Annotated in this window: 26 protein-coding genes; 16 read left to right on the plus strand and 10 right to left on the minus strand. The window is 57.8% G+C overall.

Annotation, left to right across the window (positions count from 1 at the left end; translation table 11 throughout):
• Positions 1–109: 109 nt before the first annotated feature.
• The 6 genes from R1T46_RS05135 to mutM form a co-directional block, all read right to left on the minus strand.
• On the minus strand, positions 110–1642 hold the full coding sequence (locus R1T46_RS05135) for a phosphoenolpyruvate carboxykinase (RefSeq protein WP_317307563.1): 1533 nt from the start codon (positions 1640–1642) through the stop codon (positions 110–112).
• A 175-nt stretch (positions 1643–1817) separates the two neighbouring features.
• The gene (hslO, locus tag R1T46_RS05140) at positions 1818–2672 is read right to left on the minus strand and encodes an Hsp33 family molecular chaperone HslO (RefSeq protein ID WP_036211310.1); all 855 of its coding nucleotides are present in this window, start codon (positions 2670–2672) and stop codon (positions 1818–1820) included.
• A gap of 61 nt (positions 2673–2733) precedes the next feature.
• Entirely contained in the window at positions 2734–3141 is a 408-nt protein-coding gene (hslR, locus tag R1T46_RS05145; RefSeq protein ID WP_036211307.1) for a ribosome-associated heat shock protein Hsp15, read from the minus strand.
• Positions 3142–3182: 41 nt separating this feature from the next.
• The gene (gene yrfG / locus R1T46_RS05150; RefSeq protein WP_036211304.1) at positions 3183–3872 is read right to left on the minus strand and encodes a GMP/IMP nucleotidase; all 690 of its coding nucleotides are present in this window, start codon (positions 3870–3872) and stop codon (positions 3183–3185) included.
• 77 nt (positions 3873–3949) lie between these two features.
• Positions 3950–4282, minus strand: coding sequence for a hypothetical protein (locus R1T46_RS05155; RefSeq protein WP_286811038.1), 333 nt, complete (start codon positions 4280–4282; stop codon positions 3950–3952).
• Between the two features lie 189 nt (positions 4283–4471).
• Positions 4472–5296 carry a bifunctional DNA-formamidopyrimidine glycosylase/DNA-(apurinic or apyrimidinic site) lyase gene (mutM, locus tag R1T46_RS05160; RefSeq protein ID WP_317307564.1) on the minus strand — a complete coding sequence of 275 codons (825 nt, stop codon included), beginning with the start codon at positions 5294–5296 and terminating at the stop codon, positions 4472–4474.
• A gap of 156 nt (positions 5297–5452) precedes the next feature.
• On the opposite strand from mutM, the gene R1T46_RS05165 reads away from it, so the two are divergent.
• Positions 5453–6631 carry a fatty acid desaturase gene (locus R1T46_RS05165; RefSeq protein ID WP_317307565.1) on the plus strand — a complete coding sequence of 393 codons (1179 nt, stop codon included), beginning with the start codon at positions 5453–5455 and terminating at the stop codon, positions 6629–6631.
• Positions 6632–6661: 30 nt separating this feature from the next.
• Here R1T46_RS05165 and rsmD read toward each other — a convergent pair whose 3' ends face one another.
• A complete protein-coding gene (rsmD, locus tag R1T46_RS05170; RefSeq protein WP_317307566.1) occupies positions 6662–7267 on the minus strand; it encodes a 16S rRNA (guanine(966)-N(2))-methyltransferase RsmD in 606 nt (201 codons plus the stop codon).
• 165 nt (positions 7268–7432) lie between these two features.
• Here rsmD and ftsY point away from each other — a divergent pair, with 165 nt between their 5' ends.
• The 7 genes from ftsY (at position 7433) to R1T46_RS05205 (ending at position 14991) form a co-directional block, all read left to right on the plus strand.
• Entirely contained in the window at positions 7433–8659 is a 1227-nt protein-coding gene (gene ftsY / locus R1T46_RS05175; RefSeq protein WP_317308262.1) for a signal recognition particle-docking protein FtsY, read from the plus strand.
• Positions 8660–8665: 6 nt separating this feature from the next.
• Positions 8666–9349, plus strand: coding sequence for a cell division ATP-binding protein FtsE (gene ftsE / locus R1T46_RS05180; protein WP_286749442.1), 684 nt, complete (start codon positions 8666–8668; stop codon positions 9347–9349).
• Positions 9342–10340, plus strand: coding sequence for a permease-like cell division protein FtsX (gene ftsX / locus R1T46_RS05185; protein ID WP_273622635.1), 999 nt, complete (start codon positions 9342–9344; stop codon positions 10338–10340). Before ftsE ends, ftsX begins: the two co-directional genes overlap by 8 nt.
• A gap of 195 nt (positions 10341–10535) precedes the next feature.
• Entirely contained in the window at positions 10536–11405 is an 870-nt protein-coding gene (gene rpoH, locus R1T46_RS05190) for an RNA polymerase sigma factor RpoH (RefSeq protein ID WP_317307567.1), read from the plus strand.
• A gap of 238 nt (positions 11406–11643) precedes the next feature.
• Entirely contained in the window at positions 11644–12558 is a 915-nt protein-coding gene (locus R1T46_RS05195) for an NAD(P)-dependent oxidoreductase (RefSeq protein WP_317307568.1), read from the plus strand.
• A 290-nt stretch (positions 12559–12848) separates the two neighbouring features.
• Entirely contained in the window at positions 12849–13529 is a 681-nt protein-coding gene (locus tag R1T46_RS05200; protein ID WP_292049979.1) for a response regulator transcription factor, read from the plus strand.
• Positions 13516–14991 (plus strand): HAMP domain-containing sensor histidine kinase, encoded by a 1476-nt coding sequence (locus R1T46_RS05205; RefSeq protein ID WP_317307569.1) that lies wholly within the window; start codon positions 13516–13518, stop codon positions 14989–14991. The genes R1T46_RS05200 and R1T46_RS05205 overlap by 14 nt, the downstream gene beginning before the upstream one ends.
• Here R1T46_RS05205 and R1T46_RS05210 read toward each other — a convergent pair whose 3' ends face one another.
• Positions 14992–15246 (minus strand): hypothetical protein, encoded by a 255-nt coding sequence (locus tag R1T46_RS05210; protein ID WP_317307570.1) that lies wholly within the window; start codon positions 15244–15246, stop codon positions 14992–14994.
• Positions 15247–15501: 255 nt separating this feature from the next.
• Between R1T46_RS05210 and greB the strand changes: the two genes are divergently transcribed.
• On the plus strand, positions 15502–15993 hold the full coding sequence (gene greB, locus R1T46_RS05215) for a transcription elongation factor GreB (protein ID WP_317307571.1): 492 nt from the start codon (positions 15502–15504) through the stop codon (positions 15991–15993).
• Positions 15994–16151: 158 nt separating this feature from the next.
• Positions 16152–16568: a hypothetical protein gene (locus R1T46_RS05220; RefSeq protein WP_317307572.1), complete on the plus strand. Its 417-nt coding sequence runs from the start codon at positions 16152–16154 to the stop codon at positions 16566–16568.
• Positions 16569–16586: 18 nt separating this feature from the next.
• Here the strand turns inward: R1T46_RS05220 and R1T46_RS05225 are convergent, their stop codons facing one another.
• Together R1T46_RS05225 and R1T46_RS05230 are read right to left on the minus strand one after the other, a co-directional pair.
• On the minus strand, positions 16587–16898 hold the full coding sequence (locus R1T46_RS05225) for a site-specific integrase (RefSeq protein ID WP_317307573.1): 312 nt from the start codon (positions 16896–16898) through the stop codon (positions 16587–16589).
• A 145-nt stretch (positions 16899–17043) separates the two neighbouring features.
• Entirely contained in the window at positions 17044–17304 is a 261-nt protein-coding gene (locus tag R1T46_RS05230) for an acyl-CoA-binding protein (RefSeq protein ID WP_317307574.1), read from the minus strand.
• 151 nt (positions 17305–17455) lie between these two features.
• On the opposite strand from R1T46_RS05230, the gene R1T46_RS05235 reads away from it, so the two are divergent.
• The 6 genes from R1T46_RS05235 (at position 17456) to tssG (ending at position 23686) form a co-directional block, all read left to right on the plus strand.
• Entirely contained in the window at positions 17456–17947 is a 492-nt protein-coding gene (locus R1T46_RS05235; protein ID WP_317307575.1) for a DUF4442 domain-containing protein, read from the plus strand.
• A 212-nt stretch (positions 17948–18159) separates the two neighbouring features.
• Positions 18160–18660, plus strand: coding sequence for a type VI secretion system contractile sheath small subunit (gene tssB / locus R1T46_RS05240; RefSeq protein ID WP_036211254.1), 501 nt, complete (start codon positions 18160–18162; stop codon positions 18658–18660).
• Between the two features lie 76 nt (positions 18661–18736).
• The gene (gene tssC / locus R1T46_RS05245; protein WP_317307576.1) at positions 18737–20218 is read left to right on the plus strand and encodes a type VI secretion system contractile sheath large subunit; all 1482 of its coding nucleotides are present in this window, start codon (positions 18737–18739) and stop codon (positions 20216–20218) included.
• A gap of 3 nt (positions 20219–20221) precedes the next feature.
• Entirely contained in the window at positions 20222–20662 is a 441-nt protein-coding gene (gene tssE / locus R1T46_RS05250; protein WP_305936441.1) for a type VI secretion system baseplate subunit TssE, read from the plus strand.
• Positions 20663–20933: 271 nt separating this feature from the next.
• A complete protein-coding gene (gene tssF, locus R1T46_RS05255) occupies positions 20934–22706 on the plus strand; it encodes a type VI secretion system baseplate subunit TssF (protein WP_085678559.1) in 1773 nt (590 codons plus the stop codon).
• Complete coding sequence (gene tssG / locus R1T46_RS05260; protein ID WP_036211243.1) at positions 22670–23686, plus strand: type VI secretion system baseplate subunit TssG; 1017 nt, start codon at positions 22670–22672, stop codon at positions 23684–23686. Before tssF ends, tssG begins: the two co-directional genes overlap by 37 nt.
• The last annotated feature ends 17 nt before the right edge of the window (positions 23687–23703 follow it).

Here is a 23703-nt window from a genome sequence, read left to right on the forward strand (position 1 = left end):
CCTGAGTGAGGGGCTGAGTTTTCGCAGCCGTGGTACGTGACGGGCCTGATCAGGAAGAAAAAAAGCGCCGTACTCAAAGAGCAGGGCGCTTTCTTCCGCAGAGGCGGGCTTACACTTTCGGTCCGGCCTCCACAATGGCGTCGGAAACATCAAACTTCTTGAAGTTTTCCACGAACTGGCCAATCAGCTCAGCGGCCTTGGCGTCGTAGTCTTCCTTGCTGGCCCAGGTGTTGCGCGGGTTCAGCAGGTTGTTGTCCACGCCCGGTACGTCAACCGGCACGTCCACGTTCAGGGTGGGCAGGTGCTCGGTCTCGGTATCGTCCAGGTCGCCATTCTGAATGGCGGCGATGATGCCACGGGTGGTGGGGATGCTGAAACGCTCACCCACGCCGTAGGGGCCGCCGGTCCAGCCAGTGTTCACCAGGAAGACCTTGCTGCCAAACTCATCCATGCGCTTCATCAGCAGCTCGGCGTAGACGCCGGCCGGGCGCGGGAAAAAAGGCGCGCCGAAGCAGGTGGAGAAGGTGGCTTTCAGCTTGGAAGATGAGCCCATTTCGGTGGAGCCCACCAGCGCAGTGTAGCCACTCAGGAAGTGGTAGGCCGCGGCTTCCTTGCTGAGGATGGACACGGGCGGCAGCACGCCGGTCATGTCGCAGGTTAGGAAGACGATGTGTGACGGCTCGCCCGCGCGGTTCTCAATAACGCGTTTCTCAACATGCTCCAGCGGGTAGGCGCAGCGGGAGTTTTCGGTGAGGGAGACGTCGGTGTAGTCCGGTTCGCGGGTCTCCGGGTCGATGGTGACGTTCTCAACGATAGCACCGAAGCGGATGGCGTCCCAGATAATGGGTTCGTTTTTCTGGCTCAGGTCGATGCACTTGGCGTAGCAGCCGCCTTCAATGTTGAATACGGTGCCGGGGCCCCAGCCATGCTCGTCGTCGCCGATCAGGAAGCGATCAGGGTCGGCGGAGAGGGTGGTCTTGCCGGTGCCGGAGAGGCCAAAGAACAGGCAGGTTTCGCCGTCTTCGCCAACGTTGGCGGAGCAGTGCATGGGCAGCACGTCTTTTTCCGGCAGCAGGAAGTTCTGTACGGAGAACATCGCCTTTTTCATTTCGCCGGCGTAGTGCATGCCTGCCAGTAGTACCTTGCGCTTGGCAAAGTTGATGATCACGCAGCCGTTGCTGTTGGTGCCGTCGCGCTCGGGCACGCACTCAAAATTGGCGGCGTTGAGGATCTGCCACTCCTGCTTGTCGGCCGGGTTGAAGCTGTCAGGGCGAATAAACAGGTTCTGGCCGAAGAGGTTCTGCCAGGCGGTTTCGGTGGTCATGCGCACCGGCAGGTAGTGTTCCGGGTCGGAGCCAACGTGTACCTGGCTTACAAAGCTGTCTTTCTCGGCGATGTAGGCTTCAACGCGATCCCAGAGGGCATCAAACTTGTCCGCATCGAACGGGCGGTTGATGGGGCCCCAATGGATATCGTCAGAGGTACTGGGCTCTTCGACGATGTAGCGGTCTTTCGGGGACCGGCCTGTACGTTCACCGGTTTTGACCACCAGGGAACCATTTGCGGCCAGTTGGCCTTCGCGTCTTTCCAGTGCCAGCTCAACCAGTTGTGCTGCACTCAGATCATTATAAGTGTTACTCACTTCGACCTCGCCCTCGGGATGTGATCGTGATTACTCAGGCCGTCCCCCCTAAAAATTGACGGAAATCTGAGCAATCGGGTCAATTCAGGCGCGCTATTATGCCAGAGACGCCGGTAAAAAACGACTGCCCCGGAAACCGCTCTATGACTGGCTTCCGGGCCGTTCAGCCGGGTGTTCAGTGTAACGTATGGCCGGTGAAAAGGTGATCAATATCATTTCTATCGAAGCGATAGTGTTGATGACAGAACTGGCAGTCCATTTCGATGGAACCCTGCTCGTCGAGGATACTGTAGCACTCCTCCTTGCCGATGGATTCCAGGGCGCCCAGCGTTCGCTCCCGCGAGCAGCTGCAGCGGAAGGCGACGGGCTCGGCATCGAACAGGCGCACAGTTTCTTCGTTGAACAGGCGATGGAGCACGGTTTCGCTGTCCAGGGTCAGTAGTTCTTCGGCTTCGACGGTGCTGGCCAGGTGGTTAAGGCGATCCCACAGGTCGGAGTCCTGTTCGGTGTCGCCGGGCAGTTTCTGCAGCATCAGGCCGGCGCTACAGTTTTCATCGGCAAACAGGAAAAAGCTGGTGGGGATCTGCTCGGAGCGTTCGAAGTATTCTTCCAGGCAGCCGGCCAGGCTTTCCTCTTCCCGGGGCACCACGCCCTGGTAACGCTGGCCTTTGTCCGGGGAGATGGTGATGGCCATGCGGCCCTCGCCCAGCAGCGCGTTCAGGGAGTCCTCGGTCACGGCGTGTTCGTCGTAGCGGGCCAGGCCGCGGATGAAACGATCATGGCTGCACTCCGCCATCAGTGTGCGCAGCGGGCCGTCGCCCTGGGCTTGCAGGGATAGGGTGCCTTCAAACTTGAGGGTGCTGCTCATCAGCACGCTGGCCACCAGGGATTCCCCCAGCATGCGCCGCACGGACGCGGGGTAGGGAGCCTGGTTGCCAATTTCACTGTAGCTGTCGTTCAATTTCACCCAGGCTCCCCGGACCTGGCTGTCTTCAAAAATAAATCGCTGGAACTGGTCCCGGGATGCCATTGGTATTTCTCCTGAGCGTTAAAGTCGGAAACGGTAATCATTGGGGCGGGAAACAGGAATGCTAGAGCCCGTTCTGTTCCCGGAAGCGTTGTATATCCCGTCGGTCTTTCTTGGAAGGCCGTCTGGCCGGGGGTAGCTGCGCCGCCTGCATGGTTTTGCGCTGCCACGAGAGTTCTTCCCGGCGTTTCACGCTGTCGTCGGTTTCGTGATAGAGCTTCTGGGCTTCGGGGGCGCCCCGGCGCCGGTCACTGATGTCGTCCACCACCACAATGCATTCCTGCCAGCCCAGCCGCAGGGTCACTTTGGCGCCGGGCTCCACCAGTTTTCCGGGTTTGGTTCGCTGGCTGTTGTAGTGAACCTTGCCCCCTTCGATGGCTTGCTTGGCGAGGTTGCGGGTTTTGTAGAAACGTGCTGCCCACAGCCATTTGTCGAGTCTTACGCGGGTGTCGTCAGTGGTGGTTGCCGTCATGTCTCCTCACCTGAAGAGCGTATACGCATAGTATAGCTGGCTCACTGGCCGGATGGCAGGGGTTGGCGCTGACGCAGTGCCGGCAGGATCTCATCAAAATGATGAATCGAGGGAATGTCCGGGTGTCGGTCGCGGGCGGGCTGCCTGCTGTCTGGTGCCAGAATGGCAAGGCACTGGGCGATGCCAGCGGTGCGGGCGCTTTCCAGTACCGGGAAGCTGTCGTCCACCATTAATGTGGCGGCAGCCTGATAAGCTTCCAGCCCGGCGAGGTCCTGCCAGAAGGCGGGATCTTCCTTGGGTTTGCCCAGCTGGTGGCTCGAGATGATGTTGTCCACCCGGCTGTCCAGGCCGGTGCGCTGAAGCTTCAAACTGAGCGGGTCCGGATGGCAGTTGGTGACAATCACGGAGCGCAGCCCGGTATCACGGACGGCATCGAGAAAATCCGTCACATGCGGGCGGTAGCCAATGCGTTCTCCCACTTCGGCTTTGAGCCCGGTGATGTCCATATCCAGCCGGTCACTCCAGTAGTCGGTGCAGTACCAATTCAGGGAACCACGTTCGGCCATGATCATCGGGATGATGGTGTCGCGGGCTTCTTCCGGGCTGAGGTTGTTGTACTCGGCGTAACGCCTGGGCAGGTGCTCAAGCCAAAAATGGTTGTCGAAATGCAGGTCGAGCAGTGTTCCGTCCATATCCAGGAACACCGTCTCAAGGGAGTGCCAGTTCACCATAAACAAAAACAGCCTGAAGTTGGTTAAACGTCAGGCTGCCGAAGAATGCGCAAATTGGCAAGGCGGGTTTTTACGGATCAGTTACTGCTTTGTTCAATGGGCTGTTGTTTCCTGCCGGTGCGAGTACAACCGAGGCAGCGAACAAAGGTGGCTTTGGCCGGGCCAACAACCAGAACCTCGCCAGCTTCCGCTGCGTTACCGCCCAGTGCGGAGAACGGCAAGGACACCAGGTAAACCACGCTTCCCACGATGGTGGTGGCAAACAAGGCCGGGCGAACAAACAGCGCATCACCTGTCATTGCAAGCGCTGTAGGCTCTTCGTCAATGGCTTGGGCGTGGCCGACGGAGGAAAAAGCCAGCAGGCAAACCGCTACGGCTGTAATAACGATGTGGGAAATCTTACCGGTCATTTCTTGTTTCTCCTGAGCTTACCTTAGCTTGTCGGCATTTTGATCTGGCCGATGGTCGCCCTGCCTTGGATGGCTGACGATACATATACCGCACAGTGTAGCTTACGATTATGGATACTCTGTTAACTATGAATCATATTTGCGTATTTTCAAACGATTTTTCTGTTTCATTAGTTGTCTGGCCGCCGTTCAGCGCTGGCATTTTCCGCAGTAAACCGTCGAGCGCTGGTTCATCCGGATTTCCTTCAGCGGATGTCCGCATTCGTGGCAGAACTCACCATTACGGCCATACACCAGCAGCGACTGGGCAAAATAGCCCGGTTTGCCGTCGCTGTTCACAAAGTCCCGCAGGGTGGTTCCACCCATGAGAATGGCAGCGCTGAGGGTTTCGCGGATGGCTTCCGCCAGGCGGTTGTAGCGGTCCAGGCTGATGCGGCCGGCAGCGCGACGGGGATGGATGCCGGCCTTGAACAGGGCTTCGTTCGCATAGATGTTGCCCACACCCACCACCACATGGTTGTCCATGATGAAGGACTTCACTGGAGTCTTCTTGCCCCGCGAGAGTCGATAGAGCAGTCGCCCGTTGAATTCCGGTGCCAGGGGTTCTGGCCCCAGGCTGGCGAGCAGTGGATGCTGGTTCGGTGTTTCGGACCAGAGCCAGCAACCAAAGCGGCGGGGGTCGTTGAACCGCAGGCGGATCCCGCTGTCGAGTGTTAGTTCCACGTGATCATGAAGCAGGGGGTCGCTCTGGTCGGTGATCACCCGCAGGCTACCGGACATGCCCAGGTGTACAATCAATGTTCCGGCAACGTTGGCGGAGCTTACGCCAATCAGCAGGTATTTGGCCCGGCGGTCCACGGTGTGGATGACCGAGCCTTCGATCAGTTCCGCGAGATTGCCCGGCACGGGCCAGCGTAGGCGGCCGTCGCGCACGGTTACCTGGGTGATGGTCCGGTTTTCACAATGGGGGGCGATGCCGCGTCGGGTGGTTTCTACTTCGGGCAATTCGGGCAAGGGGGCTACTCCAGCGGCACGGGCGGTAACGGATAAGTGTAATCGGTAACAAATTCGCATCCAAATGCGGTTGTTCGGGCTAACAACTGTACGCTAAAGTGGCTCAATACGGTTGTCGGGCAGTGCCGGATCCTGATTTCGAACGAGGAAAACTCTATGTGGTACAACGGTCTTCTGGACCTTTCGGTGATGCAGCTGATTCTGGTTGCGCTGGGACTTACACACATCACAATTATCAGCGTTACCCTTTACCTGCATCGTCATTCTGCTCACAACTCGCTGGATCTACATCCGGTGCTGGCGCATTTTTTCCGCTTCTGGCTATGGCTGACCACGGCGCAGAATACCAAGCAGTGGACGGCGATCCACCGTAAACATCACGCCAAGTGCGAAACCGAGGAAGACCCTCACAGCCCGGTGATCCTGGGTGTTCGCAAGGTGCTGTTTGAAGGTGCAGAGCTGTACGACGAAGCCGGTACACCAGAAACCCTGGAGCGTTACGGCCAGCGCACTCCGGAAGACTGGGTCGAGAACAACGTCTATAGCCGCTATAAACTGCTGGGCATTCAACTGATGGCGGTGATTGATCTGCTGCTGTTCGGTGTGCACGGTATCTGGATCTGGGCGGTGCAGATGATGTGGATTCCGGTCTGGGCGGCCGGCGTGGTCAATGGCATCGGGCACTTTATGGGGTATCGCAATTTCGAGTGCAGTGATAATGCCCGCAATATCTCGCCCTGGGGCATCCTGATTGGTGGCGAAGAGCTGCACAATAATCACCACACCTATCCCAACTCCTCCAAGCTGTCTCGCCGCTGGTATGAAGTGGATATTGGTTGGGGTTACATCCGTCTGTTCCAGTTCTTCCGGCTGGCGAAACCCAAGGGCTTCAAGCCGATTGCGCATTATGTGCCCGGCAAGAAGGAAGTGGATGTGGAGACGGTTCAGGCCATTACCAACAGCCGGTTCGATATTATGCGTCAGTATCGCAAGCGGGTGATGGAGCCGGTGTTGCGTCAGCAGAAGGCGGTGATGGATGAGGAGATTCGTCCGCGTTATCGCAGTCTGAAGCGGTTGCTGTCCCGTGAGGTGACGTTGATCAAGCCGAAGGAGAAGGAGCACCTGGAAATTGCTCTGGAGAGCAATGCGGTGCTGCGGCAGATTTATGAGAAGAGTAATGAGTTGCAGGAGTTGTGGCGTCGCCGTGGTTTGAAGCCGCAGGAGAAGTTGCATGCGCTGATGGAGTGGTGCCGGGAGGCGGAGGCCAGCGGTATTCGCTACCTTGAGGACTTTGCGGCGCATTTGCGGGCTTATTCTCTTCGGCCTTCTCCCTAGTAGCCTGATTTTTCTGGCGGGTTGGTCTCCTCAATTGGTTGCTTTTGACGTATCCACTCTGAATAAACAGTAGGTCACCTGGCCTGCTGTTTTTTGTCTGTGCAGGGTCCAGTTGGCTGGCGCCGTAGGCGTTGGCATGTCGCTTTCGTGTTCTGCGTAGATCCAGCCGCCGGGTTTCACCCAACCATTGTCCGCGATCATCGGGAACAGTTTTTCCAGCCAGCCCTGTCTGAAGGGTGGGTCCATGAACAGGATGTCGACGGGTTTGGCCGGTGGCTGGGCCAGGTAGGTGTCGACGGTCTGGCAGGCCACTTCTCCGTTTTCCGATTTCAATAGGCGCAGGTTGCTTCTCAGGGCCTGGGCGAGTGCGGGCGTGTGATCGACGAAGGTGGTTGGGCCAGCGCCTCGGGAGAGGGCTTCCAGGCCCAGGGCGCCGGAGCCGGCGAAGAGGTCGAGGCAGCGGCTACCGGGCAGGTGGTGCGTCAGCCAGTTGAACAGGGTTTCGCGGGTGCGTGCCGGTGTGGGGCGTACGCCGCCGGCTTCGGGGAAGCGCAGTTTGCGGCTGCGCCAGTCGCCGCCGATGATGCGGAGTTCGCCGCCGTTGCTGGCTGGCCTGGGTTTCTGGGTGCGCGCCATGGGGATGAGGCCTCTCGAGCATGGTTTGGTACGCCTGCCGGTGCAGGTTGCGCCATGTTACGAAGGTTTATGGGGCGAGTCACCTACGGCCATCACTTAGGCCGGTCAGTCTGCTAGAATACCGCCTTTCTTGTATCCCGCGAATCGATGATCAATGGTATGACTATGACGGCAGAGTGGATTGCTATCGGCCTTCTGGCCCTTCTTGTCCTTGTGTTTGTTCTGGATGTGGCGGCAAACCGTCAGCGTGTACCCCGGCCAAAGCCGGTGCCCCAGAAGAAGCCGGAGGCTCCGGAAGGTGCTACCCCGAAATCCGGGCCGGAGGAGAAGGCGGAGCCCAAGCCCCAGCCCGATAGCGCGCTGGTTGCGGAAGCACCTGAAAAGCCAGTTGTTGAGGAAGCGCCCGCTGAAACCCCGACAACGCCGGAGCCGGAGCCTGAACCAGAGCCGGAAGCGCCTCAGGTCAGTGTTTTCGAGCGTATCCGCAAGGGGTTGGGTAAAACCCGTGCCAATCTGACCGGTGGTTTTGCAGACCTGTTTTCGGTCGGCAAGAAAGTGGACGAGGACCTGCTCGAGGAAATCGAGACCACGCTGCTGATGGCGGATGTGGGTGTGACCGCCACGTCGGAAATCATTGAGTCGCTGACCGAAAAACTGGAGCGCAACCAGCTCAAAGACGGCGAAGCTCTGCGCAAGGCTTTGAGGGATGAGCTCCATGGCCTGCTGGCGGATGTGACAAAGCCCCTGGAAATCGATGCGGGCAAGAAGCCCTACGTCATCCTGATGGTAGGTGTGAACGGTGTTGGTAAAACCACCACGATCGGCAAGCTCACCAAGCTGTTTCAGCGGGACGGCAAGTCGGTGATGCTGGCGGCGGGGGATACTTTCCGTGCCGCGGCGGTTGAGCAGTTGCAGGTGTGGGGCGAGCGTAACAACGTTCCCGTCGTGGCCCAGCATACCGGCGCCGACAGCGCATCCGTCATCTTTGATGCTGTTCAGTCCGCACAATCCCGTGGCGTGGACGTGGTGATTGCGGACACCGCCGGCCGCCTTCAGAACAAGGACAACCTGATGAGCGAGCTGGAGAAGGTTGTGCGGGTCATGAAGAAACTGGATGAGTCCGCGCCCCACGAAGTCATGCTGGTTCTGGACGCCGGCACTGGCCAGAATGCTTTGAGTCAGGCCCAGGTGTTCCAGCAGGCAGTGGGGGTCAGCGGCATTACCCTGACCAAGCTGGACGGCACGGCCAAGGGTGGTATTGTGTTCGCCATCGCCCGGCAGTTGCAGCTACCCATCCGTTACATTGGTGTGGGGGAGCAGGTGGATGATCTGCGCAGCTTCGATGCCCGCACCTTTGTGGATGCGCTGTTTGATGAAAGCTCGGATAAGTAACCTTCAATGATCGAGTTCCGCCAGGTCACCAAACGTTATGACAGCGACCATACCGCGTTGCGTCAGGTCAATTTCGGCCTGGAGCGTGGTGAGTTGGCGTTTCTTACGGGGCATTCCGGTGCTGGCAAAAGTACGCTGCTAAAGCTGATTATGGTGATGGAGCGCCCCAGCGCCGGCGAGGTGATTGTGGGCGGGCAGGTGCTCAATACCCTGCCGCGCCGTCAGGTGCCTTACATTCGCCGGCACATAGGTGTGGTGTTCCAGAATCACCAGTTATTGTTTGATCGCACTGTGTTCGACAACGTCGCCATGCCTTTGGAGGTGATGGGCACCCCGGCCCGGGATATCGGTCGCCGCGTACGGGCCGCTCTGGACAAGGTGGGGCTGTTGAGCAAGGAAAAGATGAACCCGATGCAGCTGTCGGGGGGTGAGCAGCAGCGGGTGGGCATTGCCCGAGCGGTGGTGAACAAACCCCCGGTGCTGCTGGCGGATGAGCCCACCGGTAACCTGGACCCGGAATTGTCGGCCGATATCATGCGGCTGTTCGCGGAATTCAGTCAGGTCGGGGTCACGGTGCTGATTGCTAGCCACGACATTGCACTGATCAACGATCTCGGTCGCCGTACGTTGACTCTCGATCATGGTCGGCTGGTGACAGGTGTTGGCGTCAAGGGGGGGCTTCATGGCTAACGACCCCCGACGGCAGCCTGCCCGAGGCGCCAAAAGTGCCCGTTCACCCTGGCGCCAGCAGGCCGAAAGTTACCTGAATCATCATCGTAAGGTGGCCCGGGACAGCGCGCAGCGTCTTTGGCACTCACCAGTGGCGAGCATGATGACCTGGACGGTGATGGGCGTGGCGCTGGCGCTGCCAGTGGCGCTCATGCTGTTGCTGGCCAGTCTGGAAGGCGTCAGTGCCGGCTGGGAAAGCTCGGCGAGGGTGACGGCCTATCTGAGTGACACCGTTTCTATTGAAGATGCCCGGTCATTGAAAGCCGAGGTGGCTGATGACAGCCGGGTGGCGGAAGTCGAGCTGATCGACCGTGAGACTGCGCTGGAAGAGTTCCGCGCTTCTTCCGGCCTTGAAGACGCCCTCGATTACCTGGACGGAAACCCGCTTCCCCATACTCTGCTGGTCACACCCAGTGAAGGTTCCCGCACCGCCGACGGCGTGGAAATGCTGCTGAAGGTTATTGAAGGGCTGGACGGTGTTGACCGGGTACAGGTGGATCTCGGCTGGTTGCAGCGTCTGAACGCCATGACCGACCTGTTGGGCCGTGCCGTCTGGGCGCTGGCGCTGTTGTTGGCGGCCGCCGTGGTGCTGGTGATTGGCAATACCGTTCGCCTTGCGATTGAAAATCGCCGCGACGAAATTCTGGTGGCAAAGTTGGTGGGTGGCACCGACGCTTTCGTGCGCCGGCCGTTCCTCTATACCGGGGCCTGGTTTGGCCTGGGCGGTGGCATTGTGGCTTTTATCCTGCTCCAGGTGTCGCTCTGGTGGCTCAGTGGCCCAGTGGAGCGCCTAGCCGGGTTGTACCGCAGTGAGTTTTCCCTGAGCGGGCTGAGCGTCGATGGCGCGCTGGCGTTGATAATTGCAGCCATGCTGTTAGGCTGGTTAGGCGCCTGGGTTGCCGTCAAGCGCCATCTGGATGACATTGAGCCGGGGGAAATTGCCGGCGGATGATCTCCGATCTCGGAAATACCGTATTGAAGCCAATGCAGGTTTCGGCGTAGCTTGAAGATAGAATTCGAAGGCAGCCAGATTTCCAGTTTGTTGATTTGAAACGATTTAGATGGAAATTTGGGTTATTTGCAGAGTGCTTGGCGGGCTGAATTAGAGTTGCTATATTTATCGGTCGTCATGTTCGGAGGATAAGACATGGGTACGAGTTTACAGATCATCGACAGACTGGTTCCGGGTGCCAACCTTGAGTCCTATATCCAGGCGGCTAGCCGCATTCCGGTGTTATCTGTCGAGGAAGAGCGCAAGCTCGCCGAGCGGCTGCATTACGATGGTGATGTGGAAGCTGCGCGTGAGTTGGTTCTTTCGCATCTGCGCTTCGTGATCCACATTGCCCGCAGCTACGCGGGTTATGGGCTGTCCCAGTCGGATTTGATCCAGGAAGGCAACGTAGGCCTGATGAAGGCGGTCAAGCGTTTCAATCCGGAATATGGTGTGCGTCTGGTATCCTTCGCAGTTCACTGGATCAAGGCCGAGATTCACGAGTTTATCCTGCGCAACTGGCGCATCGTGAAAGTGGCGACCACCAAGGCGCAGCGTAAGTTGTTCTTTAACCTGCGCAGCCAGAAGAAGCGTCTGGCGTGGTTGAGTCATGATGAGGTTAATGCCGTGGCCAGTGACCTTGGGGTTGAGCCCAAGGTTGTGCGGGAGATGGAAGGTCGCTTGGCTTCCCATGATACGGCGTTCGACGGCCCCCAGGACGATGACGACGACAATGCCTATCAGGCGCCGGCGTATTATCTGGAGGACAAACGCAGCAATCCGGCTACGCAGCTGGAGCAATCAGACTGGACAGACGATTCCAATGGTCGTCTGATGGCGGCGCTGGGGCAGTTGGATGAGCGTAGCCAGGATATCCTTCGTGAGCGCTGGTTGTCAGATAGCAAGTCGACGCTGCATGAGCTGGCTGACCGATACGGCGTTTCCGCTGAGCGTATTCGTCAGTTGGAGAAGAACGCCATGAAGAAGATCCGTCTGCATATGACGACGGAAGAAGAGGCTGCTTAACTCCTGGTTAATCCGGGGTTTGTCAGAACGCCACCACCCTTTGCGGGGTTGGTGGCGTTTTTGTTTGTATAATCCTTAAAACAAACACAAACCTTGGGGTGGTCGCGAGTGGGCAGGCTCTTCCAAAACACGCTGTGAATACGTCCGTGTACGCTCGGCTCCGCCATCCATGGCTCCGCACGGTTTTGGAAGAGCCTGCCCACTCGCTTCTCCAGCTTCGGAGTAAGGATAAGAACAAATGACTGAAAATCGGTTTCATATAGCCTTCCTTGGTGTTGGCCTCATGGGTGCGCCCATGGTTCGGAATTTGTTGGGTGCGGGTTATCCAATGACGTTGTGGAATCGGACGGGGAGTAAGTGCGAGCCTTTTGCCGATGAAGCTATCATTGCCGGTACACCGGAAGACGCGGTTCGAGATGCCGACATCGTCATCACCATGCTGGAGAACGGCGATGTAGTGGAAGACGTGATGGTGGCGCAAGGGGGTATCGCGGCGCTCAAGGCCGGGGCGGTCTATATTGATATGAGTTCGGTTCAGCCGTCGCTGGCGCGACGCCATGCGGCCTTGGCGCAGGAGCAGGGGGTCGGGTATGTGGATGCACCTGTGTCCGGCGGTACTGTCGGCGCTGAGCAGGCAACGCTGAGTATTATGGCAGGTGGCGCCGACGCGGACGTTGAGCGGGTGCGGCCGGTTTTTGAGGCTCTGGGGAAATGTACGCCCATTGGTCCGGTAGGGGCGGGGCAACTGGCGAAGCTAGCCAATCAGGCGATTGTGGGGATTACCATTGGTGCGGTGTCTGAGGCGTTGTTGCTGGCGGCGAAGGGTGGGGCTGATCCTGCCGCTGTTCGGGAGGCGCTGATGGGCGGTTTTGCGGGGAGTCGGATTCTGGAGTTGCACGGGCAGCGGATGATTGACCGAGACTTTTCACCCGGTGCACCGGCGCGGATTCAGTTAAAGGACCTGCGGATGATTCTGGATGAGGCCCGTTCCGAGGGGCTGACTCTGCCGCTGTCGCAGCAGGTGCATAATGAGTATCAGAGCCTGATCGCCAACGGGCACAGCGATGTGGATCACAGTGGTTTGCTGCTGGAATTGGAGCATCTCAATGGGGCATTGCTAGGCTCTTCGTCGGCCATCAAACGCAAAAGGTAGACTCGCAGCGAACCCCTGCATGCTGTATTACCGAGGTGGAATGCATGAGCAGGGCGTGGGCGAGATTAACTTTCGGAATGTTTTCGCAGTGATTGACCGTCTGGGCTATGGTGGTTGGGTGAGCATGGAATGTCGCCTTGCGGGCGATACGATGTTGAGACTAGGCTGGTTCCGGGGAATGCCGTGACCGTCGCCATTGGCGACACCCTCTTACAAGATCGTAACTGGCCGGCAACCGATGTTCTTCGTACCCTAGCTGTTAATGTAATCCGCTATCGGGAGGATAACCGGTGAAAGCACTGGTAATTGAAGACGATCAGGACGTGGCAAACTACCTTGTTAAAGGGCTGAGAGAGTCTGATTTTGTCGTGGATCACGCGGCGGATGGCAAGGAAGGCATGATGATGGCCGCCAGCGAAGACTACGACATTATGATTGTGGATCGCATGCTGCCCGGCATGGACGGTCTGTCAATCATCAAAACGGTACGTGCCACGGGTAATCAGGTACCTGTGTTGATTCTCAGTGCCCTGGGTGATGTCGACGACCGTGTGGAAGGCCTTCGAGGCGGGGGAGACGACTACCTGACCAAACCCTTTTCTTTCACCGAACTGTTGGCCCGCATAGAATCTCTGGCTCGCCGCAACCGTCAGTCTGCAGAAACCGAGACGGTGTTGAGGGTGGCGGATCTGGAAATGGATCTGCTCGCCAGAACCGTCAAGCGGGCCGGGCATAATATCGACGTACAGCCCCGGGAGTTCCGTCTGCTGGAATATCTCATGCGCAATGCCGGGCAGGTGGTTACTCGCACCATGTTGCTCGAAAAAGTATGGGACTATCATTTCGACCCCCAGACCAACGTGATTGACGTGCATATCAGCCGTCTGAGAGCGAAGATCGACAAGGAGTTCGAGACCCCTTTACTGCAGACCATTCGGGGTGCAGGGTACATGTTGCGTGAAACTGCTTAGCCAGCTCAGAACTTCATCGTTCCAGTTAGCCCTGTTGTACATGGTGGTGTTCGCCACCTCGGTTTTCCTGTTGCTTGCGTTTATCTACTGGCGCACAGCAGGGTTTATGACTGCGCAGACCGATGAGACCATCGAGGCTGAAATTGCCGGCCTCGCTGAGCAATACCGTGGCAGCGGTATCAATGGCCTTATTTCCATCATACGCGAGCGTGTTGCCCGCGACCCCAATGCCAAGTCCATCTATCTGTTGACGACAGATGACTTCGTCAAGCTTGCCGGTAACGTTGAAAACTGGCCCAAGGGCTCTCGCTCCGACAGCGGCTGGATCAATTTCACCCTGAATCCGTCAGTGGGCTGGACTGGCCCGGAGCGCCTCGCACGGGCGCGCATTTTTGAAGTGCAGGGCGGTCTGCGCCTTTTGGTGGGCCGCGACGTGGACGAGCTCACCAACCTGAAGCGGGTGATCGAAACCGCCATTAACTGGGGGATGGGCATTACCCTGGCACTGGCGCTGCTGGGCGGCTTTCTGATGAGTCGAAGTACCACCCGCCGCATTGAAGTTATCAATAACACTTCCCGGCGCATCATGAACGGCCATCTGTCACTACGCATACCAACTCGAGGAACCGACGACGACTTCGACCAGTTGGCAGAAAACCTGAACCAGATGCTGGACCGGATTGTGTACCTGATGGAAGGTATCCGGCATGTGTCCGACAGCATCGCCCACGATCTAAGAACCCCGCTGACCCGGCTGCGCAATCAGCTTGAAAACACCCTTATGTCGGTAGACAACGACGAGGCCCGGGAGCAGGCCGGCAAGGCCGTGGCAGAGGCGGACCAGTTGTTGGCCACCTTCAATGCCCTGCTTCGGATCGCGCGTTTGGAAACCCGTGGCAATACAGCGGACATGCAGCAGGTACCCCTGGGAGAGCTGGTTAGCGATGCGTGTGAGCTGTATGAAGCGTTGGCGGAAGACAAAGAGCAGCAGTTCGAGCAGTCCCTGGAAGATCATGTGGTGATCGAGGGCGATCGGGACCTGCTGTTCCAGATGGTCAGTAACCTGATTGATAACGCTATCAAGTACACCCCGGAACAAGGCGAGATCCGGGTAAACGTACGCAAGGACGGCAACGACGCGATTTTCGAGGTAGGGGACAGCGGCATCGGTATTCCCGATGACGAGAAAGACCAGGTGTTCCAGCGCTTCTACCGGGTTGGCAAGAGCCGGTCATTGCCCGGCAACGGCCTGGGGCTCAGCCTTGTCAGCGCGGTGGCGGAGATCCACCAGGGCGTTATCGCACTGAGTGATCATCACCCCGGGGAAGACTATCCGGGGCTGATGGTCACCATTCGGTTGCCCGCTTACTCGCCGAACCGGAAACGTCTGAAAGACACTCAGGCCATGCCCGCTGCGGAAGCCGGAGAGCAGAGCTCCCCGGGCGAACTCAGGGGTGTTTGATCAGTTGTTGGATACGCCGCGGAACTGATTCACGCGGCTGATCACTGGCTTCAGCAGCGTGTCTACCTGTGAGCGGCGACGATCGAATTTGGCCTGGATGCTGTCCCACTCACCTTCCAGGTGTTTCTGTTCCAGCATGATAAACGCCGCCAGGTTATGACGGTTCAGCTTGCCGGTGATGCCGTATTGGTCAAGCCGATAACCGATACTGTCGAGACCATTGAGGGCCGTGTTGAGAAGCTTTTTGGTGTTCATTCTGGTATCCCGTGCTTGGACGTTAAATCGGAAATTCAGTTAATTGAACGCTAACGCCTGCGTCTAGAGTGCGCAACCTAATCCGGCTCTGACCAAAACGTAATTCGGCCGCCACCACTGTGTAACCTGTTCTGTGGATAATAGTAACTGTAGCTAAGGAAGCCGGCGGAAACTTCGCTTGCTTCTCCCTCCAGCACAGCGCTAGCCTTACCCCGTTTTTACGGGGTTTTTTTATGTCTACACGGTGGTTTTTCTATGGCCAGAACCCGCTACATAACCGCGGAGGGCGAGCAGGCTCTTCGTGAGGAATTGCGTTTTCTCTGGAAGGAGAAGCGTCCGGAAGTGACGCAGGCGGTGCGGGAGGCAGCCGCTCAGGGCGACCGCTCAGAGAACGCCGAGTACATTTATGGCAAGAAGCAGTTGCGAGAAATTGACCGCCGCGTGCGTTTCCTGACCAAACGGCTAGACGAACTGGCGGTCGTGGATCGCCTTCCTGACGACCGGGGAAAGGTCTTCTTCGGCGCCTGGGTAACTATCGAAAGCGAAGAAGGCGACGAAAGCACCTACCGGCTGGTTGGTCCGGACGAATTCGATCTGCCCCGCGGCTACCTGAGCATCGACTCTCCCATGGCTCGTGCCCTTCTGGGCAAACGCATCGACGACGAGGTTAGCGTACGCACGCCGGATGGCTGGAATCACGTTGTGATCACCCATATTCATTATGAGCCGCTAACACCCGACAAGTGAGGAGTGTCACAAAACTGGCGACTGGCCGGGTTTTTTGTCGTTTTTGGCGATAGACTGATCAAAAATTGTCAGTCTGAGGTGTGTTTGTTCAAATAATGTTCAGGCTCGGCATGACGCAAAAGGCAGTCGTTATGGGCGGATTCGATACAAAAAGGACTATGGTCGGCACGATCATGCTGGTGGTGGCGCTGTCACCTCTGGTATTGGCTCAAACCGTCGAAGAATCCGTGGAGGGTGGTGCGTTCAACTACGAGGAGCGCTCCACGCTGGAAACCATTCCGTTTAACTCCATGGAAGAGGAGTCGCTGGCCAACACCGTCATCGAAGGTGGGCTGGAAGCACCGGCTGCCGGTGTGCCCGTGCAACCGCGAACGGACGAGGATTTCTACCTGGACCCGCTCGCCCTTCAGCCTCGTGATCCACGTACCGATCTCGGACGCAGTGAAATTCCGGTCGAATTTCGCTTCAGCAACCCCAAGTCCATTCCCGGGCAGACCCACGGCGATAATTACATCATCCGCCCGCCGACCAATCGGAACTACGGCGCGTTCAATACCACAACGACGGAACGATAGTTCGCCTGCCGCGCTGGTTCAGGCGGCGACGAAGCCTTCGGGATCTGTCCTGCCCAACACATCTTCGTAAAAGAACGTCAGCGCCTGCTTGGCCTGATTGAGGCGTGCCCGCGACACTTCCAGGCGTTCGCTCAGATAGGCCAGGAACAATTGCCGATCGCCAGGCTGCAGCGTTTCCGGATTCTTCAGGTCGTGGAAAAGCACGAACCGGGAAATCCAGTGGAGATAGGTTTGCTCGGCGCGTTGGTTAAGCTGATGTTTGCGGATGGCGCCAGTCACTCGACTGACAAGGCCGGGCTGAGACTGTTCCAGCGCCTCGGTGATATCCATGATGCGTCTTCCGTGTGAATTGTTGTTCTTATGATGCGCGCATCTTATGACAATCGTTTGACCGCCGCAAAACTTTTGCGAGGGAAGTTGAGCGGGAGCAGAACCGTCGGTGCGTCGGCTGCTCCCGATCAAGCTGGACTACGGGTTACTTCAGGGATTCCAGCTTATCGATGTACTTCTGCATGGCTTCCTCGGATGAGGTGCCCTTGACCTTCTCCCAGGCGTCGTACTTGGCGCGGCCGACAAAATCTATCATGCCCGGGCGTTTGCCACTGACATCACCTTCGGTGGCCTGCTTGTAGAGGGCATAGAATTCCAGCTTCAGTTCGTTGGAGGGTTTGAAGTCGCCCTCGGCGTTCTGGATGTAGTTGACGGCTTCGTCAAAGCGGGTTTTCAGGTCACTCATATGGCGGTTCCTTTTCTGGTGTTGAATCCGATATTCACGATGCGGAAGAGTATATCCAGAGACAGTGTGACCGTCATTGGCCGATCGTTCCAATCCTTCGACGAATGGGGTATTGTCCGCATCCTTCTTTTAAGATAAACGGAGATGCCCCATGGCCGCCGCCAACAAACTGGCAAGCATTGTTGCCAAGATCAATCAGTTGCCGGAATTTGCCCGGCCCAAGGCTTTGTCGCTGTTTTTCGGCAAGGCGGTTCCGTTCACTGGTACCACCGGCATTCGCATTGAAGCCCTAGATCAGGAACGTTGCGTGATCTCCCTGAAGAACAAACGCAGGGTCCAGAACCACATCAAGGGCGTACATGCCGTGGCCTCCCTGTTATTGGCGGAATCCGCTACGGGCTTTCTCCTCGGTCTGAACGTGCCGGATGACAAGGTGCCCGTGATCAAAACGGCGCATGCCGAATACACCCGCCGTGCCAAAGGTGATATGAAGGTGGAGGCGTACCTTACCGCTGAGCAGCGTGAGCGTATGCTGACCGAAGAGAAGGGCGAAACCTCGGTGCCGGTGACCATCCACGACAGCGAAGGCCAGCAGCCGATCGAGATTGAAATGATCTGGGCCTGGACGCCAAAGCGTCGCTAGTTGCGATAGGTCATTGTTGTGAAAGGCCCCGGGATGTCGAATGGTTGGCAATTCTTTGCCCGGGGTCGAAATATTGCCAGAAGCTGGCCAATTTTTGCTTGAGTACCCGATTTATCCTGTGTAGAGTTCTGTCTGTAGCGTGCCAGGATGGTGCGCACAATGGACTGTAACACCGCAACTGAGTTTGCACATGGACCACAGGGAGCAAGCGCATGTCTTCAAAAGACGGTTCCGTCGCGCCGAAAGAGCGCATCAATATCAAGTATGTCCCCGCCACCGGTGATCAGCAGGCTGAAACAGAACTGCCGCTGAAGATGTTTGTCGTTGGTGACTTCAAGGGGCAAGCCGAAGAAACTCCGATCGAAGACCGTAAGGCGATTTCCGTCGACAAGAACAACTTCCGTTCTGTGATGTCGGAAGCCGGTCTCACCCTCTCCACCACGGTCACCAACAAGCTGGACGAAGAAGCCGAAGAATTGCCGGTTAACCTCGAATTCCAGACGCTGGACGACTTTTCCCCGGATAGCATTTCCCGTCAGGTACCTGAGCTGAAGAAGCTGATTGAGCTTCGTGAAGCCCTGGTTGCCCTCAAGGGCCCGCTGGGTAACGTGCCATCGTTCCGATCCAAGCTGCAGGAACTGCTGGACAACGATGACGCCCGCGACAAACTCCTCCAGGAGCTTGAGCTGGCCACGGACGAAAGCGGCGAATAATCCGGACTCTTGATTCGAATTCTGCCATTGCTGGCAGGTTTCACTTTTCTATTAAAACGTACTGAAGGGATGTGGTATGTCTGATACTGCTGAGCAGCAATCTGCTGCCTCCGAAGCTGCTGCGGAAGGCTCACTGCTGGACCAGGTAATGGCCAACAGTCGCATGGCTCCCGCCGATGAAGGATATGATGTGGCGCGCCGCGGCGTGGCAACGTTTATCTCCAACTTGCTGAAAAGCGACGAAAAAGGCCAGCCGGTCAACAAGGCACTGGTCGACCAGATGGTGGTCGAGCTCGATCGCAAGATCAGTGCCCAGATGGATGAAATCCTGCACGCGCCCAAGCTGCAGGAGCTGGAGTCTTCCTGGCGTGGTCTGAAGCTGATGGTGGATCGCACGGATTTCCGCGAGAACATCAAGGTGGACATTCTTCACGCCACCAAAACCGAACTGCTGGAAGACTTCGAGTTCGCACCGGACGTTACCCAGACTGGTTTTTACCAGCACATCTACTCCACGGAATACGGCCAGTTTGGCGGTGAGCCTGTGGGTGCCGTGGTGGGTAACTACGCGTTCACACCCTCCACGCCAGACATGAAACTGCTGCAGTACGTGTCTTCTGTCGGAGCGATGGCCCACGCGCCGTTTCTGTCCTCTGTTGCGCCAACGTTCTTTGGCGTCGACAGTTATCAGGAACTGCCGGCTATCAAGGAACTGAAAGCCGTCTTCGAAGGCCCGAAATACGCCAAGTGGCGCTCCCTGCGTGAGTCGGAAGACGCCCGCTACCTGGGCCTGACATCACCGCGCTTCCTGCTTCGTGTGCCTTATGATCCCACGGAAAACCCGGTACGCAGCTTCAACTACAAGGAAGACGTGTCCGGCGACCACGAGCATTACCTGTGGGGCAATACCGCCTATCTGCTGGCGACACGCCTGACCGAAAGCTTCGCCAAGTACCGCTGGTGTCCGAACATCATCGGCCCGCAAAGCGGTGGTTCGGTGGAAGATCTGCCGGTTCACACGTTCGAATCCTTCGGCCAGCTGGAAGCCAAGATTCCGACCGAGGTGTTGATCACCGACCGTCGCGAATACGAAATGGCTGACGAAGGTTTCATCGCCCTGACCATGCGTAAGGGCAGTGACAACGCAGCGTTCTTCTCCGCCAACTCTGTGCAGAAACCGAAGCAGTTCCCGAACACCAAGGAAGGCAAGGAAGCGGAAACCAACTACAAGCTGGGTACGCAACTGCCTTACATGATGATCGTGAACCGCCTGGCGCACTACATCAAGGTGCTGCAGCGTGAGCAGATTGGTTCCTGGAAAGAGCGTCAGGATCTTGAGCGTGAGCTGAACACCTGGATTCGCCAGTACGTGGCCGACCAGGAAAACCCTCCGGCGGATGTTCGCAGCCGTCGACCGCTGCGTGCCGCCAAGGTGACCGTTTCCGATGTGGAAGGCGATCCGGGCTGGTACTCGGTATCCCTGGCGGTTCGTCCGCACTTCAAGTACATGGGTGCGAACTTCGAACTGTCACTCGTCGGCCGACTGGACAAGGACTAATCCGTGTTCAGGAACACCGGTGCAGACGGTGTTCAGGCTTCGGGCGGCAGCCTGTTCGAGCGTTTGGAACAGGCTGCCGAACCCGCCGGGCAAAGCATGGGGGAAGTAACCCATGTGGTGGATTCCATAAAACGCCACCTGGTTCGCCTGCTGAATGCCCATCCGGGCAACAGTGAGAGCGTGCCGGATCTGGGGTTGGTGGATTTCAACGACGCCACGCTCGGTACCCATGACCTGAGCATTCGTATTCGAAGCGCTATACGGCAGTGTATTGAGAAGTTTGAACCCAGGGTGAGCCGGGTGGATGTGATGGCAATGCCCCAGGGGCCGGATCCATTGCAGTTACGGTTTCAGGTGACGGTCTACCTGAAGGTGGGTTCGGAAGACGATAAAACGACCATTGATTTGTTATTGGATGACAAGCGCTACTACCGGGTGATGTGACATCACTGTTAGTAGCTATCGGACAAGGATGAGAGATCAGGTCAGGTGTGGCTCCCAAAAGTGTGCGGAGCCAAGGATGGCGGAGCCCAAGCGCCCCATGGATGGGCCGAAGGAGCGTCTTTTGGGAGCCACACCTGACCTGAGCTCGGTGCCAGAGGGGAACGGCGATACCTTTTCTTCTGGGAAAAAGAACTCGCTTCGCTCAGACACCTTTTTCCCGGCAGAAAAGGCATCCCCACCCCCCTCGATCGAACTTTGGTGTAGTAGTTCTATGAAGTTGAATCGGTTTTACAGGGACGAACTTAGCTTTCTGCGATTGCAGGGGCGGGAATTTGCGGATGCACATCCGCAACTGACTCGTTTCTTATCGGAGCAGAGCACCGATCCAGATGTCGAAAGACTACTGGAGGGCTTTGCGTTTCTGACGGGGAAGCTTCGAGAGAAGGTCGAGGACGAGTTTCCCGAGCTGACCCATTCGCTGCTGAACATGCTGTGGCCGAACTATCTGCGGCCGGTGCCCAGCTGCACCATCATGCGGTTTGATCCGCAGTTGCATGCCATCAGTGAACGCCAACGGGTGGATCGGCATACCGAGATCAAGAGCCGCCCGCTGGGCGACGCCACGCGTCAGACCCAGTGCCGGTTCCGTACCTGTCGGGCGGTGGACGTGTTTCCAGTCAGCGTGGCGGATGCTCACGCAGAGCACTCCCGGGAAGTGTCTTCTGTCACCGTCGACCTGGCGTTGCACACCGATCAGCCGTTGTCCTCCCTGGGGTTGGAGAATTTGCGTTTTTACCTGGGTGGCGAGAGCCATATTTCCGAGACGCTGTACCTGTGGCTGAACCATTACCTGCAACGTATGGAACTGGTGGTGGGCGATTCGGTGTTTTCCATTCCGGCCAGCCAATTGAAGCCCGTTGGGTTCGCTAACGACGAGGCGCTGTTGCCGTATCCGAAGAACGCCTATCCGGGCTATCGGATTCTGCAGGAGTTCCTGAGCTTTCCGGAAGCTTTCCGGTTTGTGGATATACAGGGCCTGAAAGCACGGCTGCCAGCGGTGCAGGCGGATGAGATCAGCCTGCGGTTCCATTTCAGCCGTATCCTGCCGCCGGATGCCAAGATTCGTGCGGAGAATTTCCAGCTTTACTGCACGCCGGCCATCAATCTGTTCACCCACGAAGCCGACCCGGTGGACCTGAATGGCCGCCAGACGGAGTACCGGATTGCGCCGTCCAGCCGGTCGCCGGAGCACTACGAAGTATTCAGCATTGAGCAGGTGGAGGGCTGGCTGGAAGGCCGGTCCGGGCGTGGGGAGCCGCGGTTGTACACCGCGTTTGAGAGTTTTCAGCATGAGGTGGAGCGGGATCGTGGTCGTACCGCCCTGTACTACCGGGTTAAGGCCCGGGAGAGCGTTCGTGGGGATGGCTTTGACCACTACATATCCTTCGTGCGCGGTGACGAGTCCGAGTGCCTGAACCGGCAGGAAGCGGTATCGCTGACTCTGACCTGCACCAACCGTCAGTTACCGCATCAGCTGGCGGTGGGGGAGATCTGCATGGCGACAGAAACCACGCCGGCGTTCGCCTCGTTCAGCAATATTACCCGGCCCACGCACACCCTGCGGCCGACACTGGATGGCAGCCTGTTGTGGACACTGATCTCCAACCTGTCGCTGAACTACCTGTCGCTGCTGGATGTGGACGCCTTGCGCACAGTACTGCGGGTTTATGATTTTCGCGCCCTGGTGGATCGCCAGGCGGAGCGGGTATCCCAGAAGCGCTTGGCCGGCATTCTGGACATCGAAACCACGCCGGTGGACCGGATGGTGCGGGGCTTGCCGGTGCGGGGTATCCGCTCGGTGATGCGGCTGGATCAGCAGTCGTTCGCCTCGGAAGGCGATTTGTACCTGTTTGGTACGGTACTCAGCCAGTTTTTCGCGCTTTACGCCAGTATTAACGCCTTTCACCAATTGGAAGTGGTGAATGCAGACAATCAGGAACGGTACACATGGACGTTACAACAAGGGCAGCAGCCTCTGATGTAGCCGAGTTGCAACCCGTTCTGGGCAATGCACGGCGCTACAGCTTTTTCCAACTGGTGGATCTGATCCATCGCCACCACGGTGATGATCTGGAACGATCCCAGGACGAGCAGCCACAGCGGGAGCGCATCCGCTTCTCCGCCTCGGCCGGGCTGGGTTTTCCCGGCAGTGATGTGGTATCGGCGGCGTCGCCGGAGCACGAGCACGCGCCCTATCAACTGGAAGTCAGTTTCCTGGGCTTGCACGGGTCCCAGTCGCCCCTGCCAGGCTATTACCTGGAGGATCTGGCCTGGGAAGCGGGGCAGAACCTGGGCATTCGTCGCCACTTCCTGGATTTCTTCAATCACCGGCTGGTGACGCTGTTTCATCGGGCGTGGCGCAAGTATCGCTATTACGTGCGGTTTCAGCCGGAGGCCTCTGACGGCTTCTCCGAGCATATTTTCTCCCTGGTAGGTCTCGGTGACCCGCAGGTCAGGGCGGCAACACCGGTTAACTGGTCGAAGATGCTGGCCTATGCCGGGATGATGGCGGGCCGTAGCCGTTCTCCGGAAGTGGTCAGCGGCATCATTGGTCATTGCTTTGATCTGGACGATGTCGGCATTGAGCAGTGGGTATTGCGTCGGGTGGAGATCCCGAAGGATCAGCAAACTCGGCTGGGGCAGGCCAACGCCGCCCTCGGTGAGGACACGCTGGTAGGATCGGGCATTCGCGATCGCAGCGGCAAATTCATCCTGCGCATCCGCAACCTCGACCGACAGCGATTTGCGGATTTTCTGCCCAACGGCGACGACCACGACCGGCTGGTGAAGCTGGTGGAGTTTGTCACCCGGGAACAGCTGGCTTACGACCTGGAACTGCAGATGCGCCCGAGGGATGTAAAGCCAATGCAGTTGGGCGCGGATGTGCGGCTGGGCTGGAACTCGTTTGTCACCCCGGAAAAAGCCCGGAAGCTGCCAGCGGTGCGGTTGCAGATTCGCCGCTGAATTCTATGGATTGCTTA

Source organism: Marinobacter salarius, assembly GCF_032922745.1.
Taxonomy (GTDB): Bacteria; Pseudomonadota; Gammaproteobacteria; order Pseudomonadales; family Oleiphilaceae; genus Marinobacter.